The sequence below is a fragment of the Clostridium sp. HV4-5-A1G genome (assembly GCF_900184915.1).
Lineage (GTDB): Bacteria > Bacillota > Clostridia > Clostridiales > Clostridiaceae > Clostridium_B > Clostridium_B aromativorans.
Map to the genome: position 1 here is coordinate 18261 of NZ_FXYI02000020.1, position 11757 is coordinate 30017.

The window sequence follows — 11757 nt, forward strand, 5'->3', positions numbered from 1 at the left end:
GATTGTATTTGATAAATGAAATCTGCAGTATATTCAGTAGAGAATATCAAAAAAACGGTGATGCCCTGATTATAGACAACTATATTTTATCACCGGGAGATTATGTGGAATTTACATTGGAAGATCGGGGAGAAGATGTAGAAATATTCAAGGTGGATAAAGAAACAGATAGATTTCAGGATAGATATAGAAAATTTGCAAAGATGGACTGCGTAAGCGGACTTATTTCAATGAACAAGCCTATTGATTCTGGTAAGATAGTACATAGCAATAATATGTATGCTTTTTATGTAAAAAAAGAAAATTTGGATTCAACTAGTGGAAAATTGAATGTAAAGGTAATAGATAGATACTATGATATTCTAAAAAATCCTGAAAGTAAATATAAAAGCAAACCTAAAAGTCTGGAACTGTATTTAAAATTTGAAAAAGAAAAGGGAAAGCCAGATGGAGAACTTATAGATAAAATTAGAAACTGGATTAAACAAAACATATATAAAATAGCAGAACGCTTAAATTTAAACAAAACCTATCTTAAATTATTCTACAGTACTGATCAGAAAAACTATGAGAGAGAAAGCCAGCGATACATAATACCCAATGTTTATAACAGCACAAAATATAATATTAAAATTGGAGATAAAGTTTATGGACTGCCGGATTTTAATATGGGATTGAATTCAAAAAAACCTTATCTTGATAATAAAACTAGAAAGAGCAGATTGCCGGTACTCGTAGATTCCAGTACTGTTTCAATGGAAAAAAAATTATTTGATAGTCTGTTGAACTATTCTGCAGAAAGGAAAAACTATATATATGTTGGTGATGATATAGAGGCTGTAAATTATAAAGATAATAGGAAGACTGATTTTAGAGGATATTTCTTGAGAATAAACAAGGGAAAGGAAGTGGAAATTGCAGACTATGATTCAATAACTGAATACAGATATAAATTAAAAGAGGATATAGAGGTTTTTCCCATAGTAGATAGAGGAATTGGCAAAAATTTTGAACTGTCTTTGGGTATTTTAAGTGATATAGGTGATCTGAAAAGAAAAATAAGTGAAATATTTTTTAATAAGTATTTGGAAAATAATTTTTTCACGGATGCAAAAGATATAAATTTAAATGATGCAAAGGTTAAAGAATGTCTTTTAAGGTACAGGTATGGGTTTTATACCTGGTTTTATAAAGGAGAGGATTTTTTAGTAAGTAAATTCTGGAATAGAATGACACTATATCTTTTATGTAATTCCATAAGTAAGGGAAATGTAAACAGGGCAATAAATCAATTTAATTTAAGACATGCAGTACTTGGCTATTTTAATGATGGAAAAGGGGGAGAGAAAATGGGAGCAGTAGTTGAAAATGTTCGAAAGAATGTAGATAGAAAAATAAATATAAAAGAGGACAAGAAGTATGAAGTGGAAATTGAGAGTGACAGAGAATATCATTTTTGTATAGGACAGCTTTTGAATTATTTTTATAGTCTGAACAGATCTGCAAGTAAAAACTATTCTTTTATAAATACTATAATCAATGCCAGAAATGTTAAAGTTGTAAGGGATAAGCTCAGGGCACTTTTTATAAAGTATGATTATGCAATACAATCATCCTTTAGATTCAACAATATGTACTATATGGTGCTATCCTATGAACCTGAAGGTGAAATTGACAAGGATCTTATAATAGCTGGATTTTTATGTCCTAATCTGATATATAAAAAATCCGAGGATAATAATAAAAAACATAATGATACGAACAAGGGGGAAAATTAAATGAACAGAGTGTATGGTGTTATTGGTATCAAGTCCATTATGGCAAATTGGAATGCTGATTTTGGCGGCTATCCCAAAACAATAGGTGACGGATCTATATTTGGAAGTGACAAGGCACTTAAATACAGTATAAAGAAGTACTGGGAAGATAATGGAGAAAAAATACTCTACATAAAATCGTTTAAGACGGACAAGGATAAGATAAGGCCAAGATCCCTTGAAGAGAGGTATAACCAGGTATTTAATACCACTCTTACAAAAAAAGATGAAAGTACAGTTATATTAAAGAATCTTTTTTCAGCTTTAGATGTAAAGTCTTTTGGGGCTACGTTTGCAGAGGAAGGGAATAATATATCACTTACAGGAGCTGTACAGATAGGCCAGGGATTTAATGTGTACAGGGGCTCCAGCACAGAGGAACAGCAGATATTATCTCCCTTCAGGAGCGACAGAAAGGTAAAGGATAATGAAGAAGCAAAAGAGGCAAATCAAAGTACCCTGGGCACAAAGATTGTAAGTGACGAAGCCCATTACCTGTATCCTTTTTATATAAACCCTATTTCTTATAAAGATTATGTGGATATGGGAGTGACGGAGGGATACACGGAAGATGATTACAGAAAATTTAAAGAGGGTGCTCTTATAGGAGCTACGGCACTTAATACCAATGCAAAAGCGGGATGTGAAAATGAATTTTCGTTATTTATAGAAACAGATGAAGAAACTTATCTTCCCAATTTGACTCAATTTATGAATTTTGATAAAGATGAAAATGGTGAGAATTCAATTACTTTTGCAGCAGAACTAAATGGAATTTTACAGGGAATCAAAGAAGACATTAAAAGCATAGAAATTTACTATAATAACTATAAATTGAAATTAAGCAGGATGCCGGAAGGAGCTAAAAAATTCAATATCTTTACAAGAAAAGAGGTTTAGGCAATGAAGGTAGTTAGGTTCAAGCTTTCCGGGAAAACTGCATTTTTTAAAAAGCCGGATGTGAATACTTACTATTATTTTACATATGGCAATATACACAAGATAGCCCTCCTAGGCATAATTGGAAGTGTGCTTGGACTTGGAGGCTATAACGCACAGAGCCTGGATTTTAAGAATAATGTTTACCCTGAATTCTATGAAAAGCTCAGAAACTCTAAGGTTTCAATAGTGCCTCTCAATGAACATGGTTATATAACAAAAAAAGTCCAGACCTTCAATAATTCTGTTGGATATGCAAGTAAGGAGAGTGGAGGAAATCTCATAGTAAAAGAACAGTGGCTGCAGGAACCAGAGTGGCTCATTTATGTAAAAATAGATAATATCACAGAGAAGTTTTCAGATATGATAAAAAATAATAAGGCCGTGTTTATTCCTTATCTTGGTAAAAATGATCATTTTGCAGATATTACAGGGGTTAGGGAGCTGGAAGTCGAGGAAATAAATAATGTGGATAAAATAGACAGTATTTTTGAAACAAAATATTTTGAAATAGACAAATACCAGGATGAAAAAGGAGATACGGCATGGAAGTACACTGAATGTCTGCCGGTAGCTCTTGACAGGGACTTAAATCAATATGAGTTTTCAGATTTTACGCAGACGAATATGTATATAGAATCAGGTAGCGGAGGAGTACATCTGTATAAAGATGAAGAAATGAATAAAAATCTATATTTTTTTTAAGATTTACAAAGGGTGAGTGTAGTGTATTTTGATGATATAAAGCTTTTTAATATTAAAGATTTTATACACAATGTGGATAATATGTATGCACACAGGGACAGAAATGATGAAAACAACAAAGAAAAATTTATGAAGCATGTGAAATCAACCTATCATTATTTTAAATTTATATGCTCTGAGAAGAACTTGGATAATGTATTTTATAATCTTGAGCGGAGTATATTGAAAAATAGAAGTGAAGACACAGTTCATTTGTGGAAGGAAATGTTTGCAAATACCATATACATGCATGATATGGGAAAGATAAATCCAGCATTTCAATATAATGTAATGTTGAATAAAGAGTATAAGAACAATAAAGCTGTTGAGAAAAATCATTCTCCGCTTGGAGCTTATATGTATGTAAGCTATTTTTATAAGAAAATAGAAAATATAAATAAAAGACATGATAAATTTTATTTGAAATATTTCATGTATTTAAATTCCTACATAATATCAAAACATCATGGATTTTTAGACAGTATGGGGGAGTATAAGGAAAAACTAAAGTCGTTTTCAAGAAGTCATAAAAAGGAGATCTACTATCCTAATTTAAATATGGATACATTGGATCAAAAAGTAATTCAAAATTCTTTTGAGAATTGCAGTAAATACATGAAGGACTGCTTATTATCAGATGATAAACTTGATTTTGTTATATACATCTATTCAAAATTACTGTTTTCCATCCTTACAGCAGCGGATTATTACGCCACTTCTGAGTTCATGAATGGTGAGAAAATCAATGATCTTGGAATAATAGATAATGGCTTAAAAAGGAAGTTTGGCGAGGATGTAGACAGTTATAGTACTTTTAAAAGTATAGAAGATTATAGAAAAAATCCCGTGAAGGATGGGAAATATACAAGTATAAACCAGCTCAGGTCTGAAATAACTATTGAGAGCGAAAAAAATTATATGGATAACCAGGATAAAAATATATATTATCTTGAAGCACCTACTGGCGGAGGCAAGACTATAACTTCTGTAAATCTTGCTAAATTGATGCTGAGATCAAATAAAAACATAAATAAATTATTCTATATTTTTCCCTTCAATACACTGGTGGAACAGACAGAAAATGAATTGATGAAGATATTTAATAATGACAGCATGATAAAGGAAAACTTGGCAGTAATAAACTCAATAACGCCTATAAAAATAAAGGATGTAGATGAAGACTGCAGTGAGATAATTGATTTAAATACCGGGAAAAAGGTTGACTATAATAAGTCTTTTATAAACAGGATCTTCATAAATTATCCTTTTGTCATAACTACCCACGTAAAGCTGTTTGATTCCTTTTTTGGTACAAGCAGGGAAGAGGTATTTCCACTTGTGAACTTGTGCAATTCAGTGATAATTCTAGATGAGATACAGAGTTATAAAAATTCCATATGGAAAGAAGTAATAAATTTTTTAAGTGTGTATTCGGAAATATTAAATATTAAAATCATAATAATGTCTGCTACACTACCGCGGCTGAATAAACTTGTAGACAGTGATGTGGGCAATTTTGTGTATTTGATAAAGAACAGAGATCATTATTTTAAAAATCCATTTTTCAAAGACAGGGTAAAGTTTGAAATGATTGATCTGAGAGAGGATGAAGATGAGGAATTTGAAAACCTGTTGAAAGATATAGAGTATGAAAGTAAAAGCAATGACAAGATATTGCTTGAATTCATATTCAAAAAAAGGGCAGATAGATTTTTTGATTATATAAAGTCTAATAAAAAATTTCCTCAAAATTGTAAACATGAAGTTGTAATAATTACTTCTGATGATAATAAAGCAGACAGAAACAGGGTCATAAAAAAGGCAAAAGAAAAAAATAAGAAAATAATTATAATAGCTACCCAGATTATTGAAGCCGGAGTTGATATAGATATGGATATTGGGTATAAAAACATATCTATTTTAGATGCAGAAGAGCAGTTTATGGGAAGAATAAACAGGTCATGTCTGAATATTGGCAGGGTAAAATTCTTTAAAATGGATGATTGCAAAATTATATATAAAAGAGATGTGAGAAAAGAGGAAGGACTTACGCTGGCCAGCAGGGAGATCCAGGAGTTGTTGAAAGAAAAAGATTTTGAGAAGTATTATGAAAAAGTTATAGCTAAAATCGAGGAAGTTAAGAGAGAATTGAATGACAATGGATATGGTGCTTTTATTAAAACCTTGAAGGATGTTAATTTTAGAAAAATAAAAGAGAATATGCAGCTGATAGATGAAAATAATCAACATAAATATACTATATTTTTATCAAGGAAAATAAAAGATGAAAAGAATAATGTACTTGATGGAAATCAAATCTGGGAAGAATATAAATCCCTTATAATGGACAATAAGATGGATTATGCCGAGAAGAAAGTTAAATTGTCCCAGGTAAATTCCAGGTTGAATTATTTTATATATAGAGTTAAAGAAATGCCGCAGGAATACAGTGATATGCTTGGAGATATATATTACATTTCAGATGGTGAAAAATATATAAAAGACGGCAAGTTCAACCAGGAGATATTCATTGGACAAACTCCTGATGAGGCAAATTTGTTTATATAATTACGGGGTGATTCAGCATGAAAATAAACGGTACGCTCATAAATTATTATTTTCACTGCAAGAGGCAGTGCTGGCTTCATGGAAGCAGAATCAATATGGAGGACAATAGTGAGGATGTTCACATAGGAAAGATAATTCATGAATTAAAATCCGAAGGAAAAAAGAATTCGGAAATATCCATAGACAATGTGAAAATAGATAAAATCACAAAAGATTATCTGGTAGAGATAAAAAAATCTGATGCAGATATAGAAGCTGTGAAATGGCAGGTGTTGTTCTATCTCAGCTTGTTGAAAAGCAAGGGAATTAATAGAGAGGGAAAAATTGAATTTCAGGAAAAAAATAAGGATGTATTTAAATTTGAAAATCTTGCTTTTTTAAGGCATTTAGGTTTTCGTTGAACCTTAACATGAGATGTATTTAAATTTTATTATTCCTTCCATATTTATACACCTCATTTATGTTGAACCTTAACATGAGATGTATTTAAATAGTTTTTTTGCCAGTTTGTTAAGTTCATTCAAATTCGTTGAACCTTAACATGAGATGTATTTAAATAAGTTGCTACAATTAATGCTAATAAGGATAGAGCCAGTTGAACCTTAACATGAGATGTATTTAAATGTGACTTTATCTGGCTATTCTGCTAGTGAATTAGGTTGAACCTTAACATGAGATGTATTTAAATACTTCAACATACACAGTTTTCATATTAGGATCTGGGTTGAACCTTAACATGAGATGTATTTAAATCTTATATTGGAAGGTTAATTATTAGCTGGCTTTGTTGTTGAACCTTAACATGAGATGTATTTAAATCAAAGAGGTCATTGCGGTAATAGACAGCAGGGGAGGGTTGAACCTTAACATGAGATGCATTTAAATGAAGTTGGACCTGACCCTGTTCCAGCGTTAGAACTGTTGAACCTTAACATGAGATGTATTTAAATTAAAGAAGTTCTTGTTCTGGTACGGGGTATTCCTCCGTTGAACCTTAACATGAGATGTATTAAATAATAATTGATAGTACAGAAAATCCGGGATTACCAATCCATTTATACGACCCTTGTTTAGGATAACTGTAGTAGTATTTGTCACAGTTATAGCATCAAAATTGAATATGAATTGTACTGTAGTTTCAGTTGTGGGGATATCGTTAGTAATATTATATAATCTAGTAAGGTTTTGTTGTAAATGGAAAGAAAATCAAGTCGGAATAATGTACTAAAATAATTAGCTAAGAAATATTAGTAATCCATAACTGGTTGGCATACCATCAAAAAATAGTAACCCATTGCATTTAAGCATACTAGTAGAATAAAGTAAACCAGAATTAATGAGTGTGTTATGGATGGAAAGTAATCAAAGCTGTATAGTATTACTTGGCAGAATAATAATCTAAACTTCTAGTATCAAGTAAAGGATTTGTTGTGAATGGCAATCGGAGAAATAAGTTTATTAAGATGACATCAGAAGAGTTTAATACTTGCGTAGGGTTTGCCCTGCACAATGGAGATAGTCGAGTAAGCCTATTGCTTAAATGGTGGTATGACAATACAACACTAAAGGATGCTCATCAGCGATGTAAAGAACTATATGAGAAGGATTATAAGGGAAGTCTGTGTATTAAAGATTACGTTGGAGATTGTGTACTTCTGTATGGGCATCATAGTGTACTGTTGGATTTGGGATATACAACAGAGGAAGAATGCTCTAAGTATATAGATAATTACATAGATAGTTTGACATCAGATGATTAAATAGATATATTTATAAACAGACGCTTAATATCCAACATAGGCAAGTTTGTTTCAGCGTGATGATAAAAATAGATGGGGGAGATTATAATGAATAGGAAAAAAATTATGAGTATGTTACTGTCGGTTGGAATATTATGGAGTATGCTGTTTGGTGCTGGAGATGGTTTTATGCTAGGTGGAAATACTGTGAAGGCATTTACTCTTTCAAATGGAGATGTTGATGCGCAGATAGCACCTAAAAAGACAAACACAGGATGGATAACATCGGACATAACAGAGCCAGATAACGTATTACCAGGTCTTGGAACTGAACCAACAAATTATATCGAGGTGCCTGATGACAGTGATTTATTGACCGATAAGGTTAATTGGCAATATACAGATAGTTATTCAGATAATATAATTGCCAGTGTTAGGCACAAGTTTATAGATGTGTCAAAGTTAAACCTTGATGGTAAAGTTTATAGATATAAATTTACTGCAAATGGAAAGGTTTATGATACGTACTATGAGGTACGAAGGATGTATGCAACTTATGTAGATTTTCTTCAGCATAACAGTGATGTGCAGTGTGTGAGAGTTGTTTCATATGCAATTTTTGTCGATGGAGAAGTAGCTGAAGGATTTAGCAACCGCTCGTTTGTCTATGAGTCAGACACTGGTGAGCTTCCGTATTTGAGGTTTATGATATATAACTCTGATGATGAATTGAATCCTCTACTATCACATAGTAGAAAACCTACAAAAGACAACTACCCAGATTCATCAGAGGAAGGATTTATACCAGGAAGTATTGCAGGAGAAGGGGAATATCCAGTGTATAGTCCTTATGAAGATAGTACGCCAGGTGGCAATTCAGATACAGGGGAAAGTGGAGATGTGCCAGTCGGCGGTACAATAAACTTTACCAGATTAGCAGGTGATAATAGGTATAAAACAGCTGTAAGTATTGCAGAGGAATACTCTGGAACAAATAGTGTAGATAATATAATAGTTGCCAGCGGTAAGAATTTTCCAGACAGTCTTGCTGGTGCAACTTTAGCGAAGAAGCTAGATGCACCGATACTGCTTTTGGGAGACAGTGAGGAAGATTTGGTGGAGATAACTAAGTATATAACTAGGTGTCTTAATTCAGACGGAAATTTATATGTACTTGGTGGTGATGGTGTAATTTCTCAGGAATTTCTGGACAGGTTTAGTTATAGGTATAATATCATAAGATTAGCTGGTACTAATAGAGAGGAAACTGCAAGTAAGATAGTTGATACAATACAACCTGCTGTTGGGACACCAATAGTTATAGCAAATGAGGATAACTACCCAGATGCACTGTCAATATCGCCTGTTGCAGCAGAAAATGGATATCCTATAATGATAACTAAACAAGATAAACTGGCAGATTATATTAAAAAATATATAGGGGATAAGAAGCCAGAAAAGATTTATTTTGTTGGCGGCACTGGCTCTGTAAGTGAAAATGTTAGAAACGAGGTTAAGCAACTTACCGGTCTATCTGATGAAAATACTCCAAGAATAGCTGGTAAAGATAGATATGGTACTTTTTTAGCAATTGCAAAGGCTTTTGACTTTGGAAATGCTGTTTTCACTGTAGTAAATGGATTAGATTTTCCAGATGCCATAACAGGAAGTGTGTTATCTGCTAGCAAAGATTCGCCAATACTTCTCGCAGATGTATCAGGCAGCTCTAATATGGGGGATTTGAAGGATTATATTAAATCTAGTGGATTTAAAAATGCATATGTATTGGGCGGTACGGGGGTATTCCCGAAAGAAGTCATGGATAAGTTAGCAGACTAAGGTATAATGCAAGTTTATATACATATAATAAATGTATTAAAACATGGGGTGGTAGTGTGGATTATAGTATTTATACAAATAATCGGATTAGAACCCCTTAGTTTGGAATTAAGGCTCAATATGTAAAGCCTTACTATTACTACAAAGAATTCTGATTTCAGCAGTAAGCTGGAAAACATTTTAAATGGGCAGTTTAACCCTATTGCACCAAATGCAGTATGGTGTACAGATATTACAATCTTTGGACTAATGCAGGTTTTGTATACCTTGCAAGTATTATGGATTTATACTCACAAAAAATTATAGCTTAGACACTTTCAAATTATAATACTGTAAGGATTCACAGCCACTGCAATTATATGTCATCAAACAAGTTTGAAAAAGTATATAGAAAGACTGCAAAATTTAATGAATCAATTGCAAGTTAAAGTTTATAGGCTTATTTAGAATTTTCCTATTTTAATTTGTGCTTTTTCTTGACATAGTACCAAACAAAATTATAACAAGAGAATGAAGAATTAAAAAAGAAGGTTGCTGATATGCAGAGTATTGCGGCTTCTGCGCAAGAGGCGACTAATACGGCACAGCCAACGTAATAGTTTTAGCCCCAGACCATTAATTGGGTCTGGGGCAACTCTTTTAGGTCATAAAACGAAAATTGATTGCATTAAATTCTATCAAGTTCCTCAACTGTTCTTTCATTTTTTACGTCTCCAGTATTTAATGTGGTTTTTGCTTCAATTAGCATTACATGAACCTCTTCTTTAGCAACAGGCATATGTTCATTTCCTCTGGGAATAATGAGAAATTCTCCTTCATTTAAAGTAACATCCTTATCCTTAAACTTAATAATCAATGATCCTTTTAGAACATAAAACATTTCATCTTCGTTTTCATGAGTATGCCATAAAAACTCACCCTTAAATTTAGCAACCTTCACATAGGAATCGTTAATTTCGCCTAGAATTTTGGGACTCCAGTATTCATTAAAAAGATTTAATTTTTCATAAACGTTGACTTTATCCATTAAAACATCCCCTTTAAACTTTTTATAAAGCATTTTATAAGTTATAATATATATAAGGTATTGTTACGAAGTAAATTATAATTTTATTAGACAGTATGTACAAGTACGCACTTTTTTATCATATACTTACTATTTAGAAAGAAGAATAAAAAAATGGATAAAACTAAAATTGAAGAATTTAAAGATCAGGAAAAAAGACAAAAAGACTTCAAATGTTCTCTAGGATTTTCTATGACCGTTATTGGCAGTAAGTGGAGAGCAATAATATTATGGTATATATTAAAGAGACAACCAATAAGGTATGGGCAATTAAAAAAGTCTATTCCAAATATAAGCCATAAAATATTATCACAGGAATTAAAAAAACTCGAGATGGATAACCTTATTGAAAGAATCCCCTATACAACAATTCCGCCTAAAGTGGAATACATACCTACTGATAGGGGAAGATCATTAGAAAATATATTAACTGAATTATGCATCTGGGGCAAAAAATATATGCTATAGGTTTATTGACATAAAATTTAAACATAGAAATAATTATTGCCCCAGAAACGGGGCTTTATTTTTTTTGAATTAGAGCATCATAGGTGGCATATCAAATCCTAAACTTCCTATCTTCACTATTCTATTGAAAAAGAATTCACTAATTATTGTTTGAGGAAGATCTTTCAGTTTATGATATTTTGTTAAATCCCATTTATTTAGCAATGCTTTCTCCACATATCTTTGACAACCACCAATAACTGAATTTGCTGCCTGTTTTTTGAAATATCACTTTCTTGACAAAATTTAGTGGCGTTAGTTATAGCTTTATAAATTATTCCATAAATTTGTGAAACCGAAAAATTATCAAGCAAGTCATTAAATACAGCTATTGTTTTTTTACCGGGGTTAAAATCAAATCTTACACTATCCATTTGAAAATTAAGATATTCCAAACACTCGGACAATGCAATGTCTCTCCAAATTTTGAATGCTTCTTCACTGTTATTTTTAGTAAATTCAGATGGATTTATTATATCACTGATAATTTTCTCTTTACTATTATTTGAAAAATCTATATTAAGAAAATAATTAACAT

The 11757-nt window shown here is 31.9% G+C and carries 9 protein-coding genes, 1 pseudogene and 1 CRISPR repeat array; of the genes and pseudogenes, 8 read left to right on the forward strand and 2 right to left on the reverse strand.

Annotated elements, in window-relative coordinates; translation table 11 throughout:
* Positions 1-8 precede the first annotated feature (8 nt).
* The 7 genes and pseudogenes from J5G60_RS04000 to J5G60_RS04030 all read left to right on the forward strand — a co-directional run bounded on the left by J5G60_RS04000 (position 9) and on the right by J5G60_RS04030 (position 9646).
* A complete protein-coding gene (locus J5G60_RS04000; protein ID WP_150357936.1) occupies positions 9-1778 on the forward strand; it encodes a hypothetical protein in 1770 nt (589 codons plus the stop codon).
* The gene (locus J5G60_RS04005; protein ID WP_150357937.1) at positions 1779-2717 is read left to right on the forward strand and encodes a type I CRISPR-associated protein Cas7; all 939 of its coding nucleotides are present in this window, start codon (positions 1779-1781) and stop codon (positions 2715-2717) included.
* A gap of 3 nt (positions 2718-2720) precedes the next feature.
* Complete coding sequence (cas5b, locus tag J5G60_RS04010) at positions 2721-3461, forward strand: type I-B CRISPR-associated protein Cas5b (protein WP_150357938.1); 741 nt, start codon at positions 2721-2723, stop codon at positions 3459-3461.
* A gap of 21 nt (positions 3462-3482) precedes the next feature.
* Positions 3483-6068 carry a CRISPR-associated helicase Cas3' gene (gene cas3 / locus J5G60_RS04015; RefSeq protein ID WP_150357939.1) on the forward strand — a complete coding sequence of 862 codons (2586 nt, stop codon included), beginning with the start codon at positions 3483-3485 and terminating at the stop codon, positions 6066-6068.
* 17 nt (positions 6069-6085) lie between these two features.
* A pseudogene (locus J5G60_RS04020) lies at positions 6086-6415 on the forward strand (Dna2/Cas4 domain-containing protein); the annotation flags it as partial.
* 49 nt (positions 6416-6464) lie between these two features.
* A CRISPR array of direct repeats spans positions 6465-7084; the repeat unit is 30 nt; unit sequence GTTGAACCTTAACATGAGATGTATTTAAAT.
* 414 nt (positions 7085-7498) lie between these two features.
* Positions 7499-7828, forward strand: coding sequence for a hypothetical protein (locus tag J5G60_RS04025; RefSeq protein ID WP_150357940.1), 330 nt, complete (start codon positions 7499-7501; stop codon positions 7826-7828).
* A gap of 87 nt (positions 7829-7915) precedes the next feature.
* A complete protein-coding gene (locus tag J5G60_RS04030; protein WP_190972233.1) occupies positions 7916-9646 on the forward strand; it encodes a cell wall-binding repeat-containing protein in 1731 nt (576 codons plus the stop codon).
* Positions 9647-10313: 667 nt separating this feature from the next.
* Here the strand turns inward: J5G60_RS04030 and J5G60_RS04035 are convergent.
* Complete coding sequence (locus J5G60_RS04035; RefSeq protein ID WP_150357942.1) at positions 10314-10673, reverse strand: cupin domain-containing protein; 360 nt, start codon at positions 10671-10673, stop codon at positions 10314-10316.
* 153 nt (positions 10674-10826) lie between these two features.
* On the opposite strand from J5G60_RS04035, the gene J5G60_RS04040 reads away from it, so the two are divergent.
* Positions 10827-11180 carry a winged helix-turn-helix transcriptional regulator gene (locus tag J5G60_RS04040; RefSeq protein ID WP_150357943.1) on the forward strand — a complete coding sequence of 118 codons (354 nt, stop codon included), beginning with the start codon at positions 10827-10829 and terminating at the stop codon, positions 11178-11180.
* 197 nt (positions 11181-11377) lie between these two features.
* Here J5G60_RS04040 and J5G60_RS04045 read toward each other — a convergent pair.
* Positions 11378-11757: hypothetical protein (locus tag J5G60_RS04045; protein WP_207708010.1), on the reverse strand; the 380-nt coding region annotated here is incomplete at its 5' end.

Excerpts from the sequence above, each read along its gene's own strand:
- cas5b (WP_150357938.1), top strand. The coding sequence starts at position 2,721 with ATGAAGGTAGTTAGGTTCAAGCTTTCCGGGAAAACTGCATTTTTTAAA.
- J5G60_RS04005 (WP_150357937.1), top strand. The coding sequence starts at position 1,779 with ATGAACAGAGTGTATGGTGTTATTGGTATCAAGTCCATTATGGCAAAT.
- J5G60_RS04030 (WP_190972233.1), top strand. The coding sequence starts at position 7,916 with ATGAATAGGAAAAAAATTATGAGTATGTTACTGTCGGTTGGAATATTA.
- J5G60_RS04035 (WP_150357942.1), bottom strand. The coding sequence starts at position 10,673 with ATGGATAAAGTCAACGTTTATGAAAAATTAAATCTTTTTAATGAATAC.
- J5G60_RS04040 (WP_150357943.1), top strand. The coding sequence starts at position 10,827 with ATGGATAAAACTAAAATTGAAGAATTTAAAGATCAGGAAAAAAGACAA.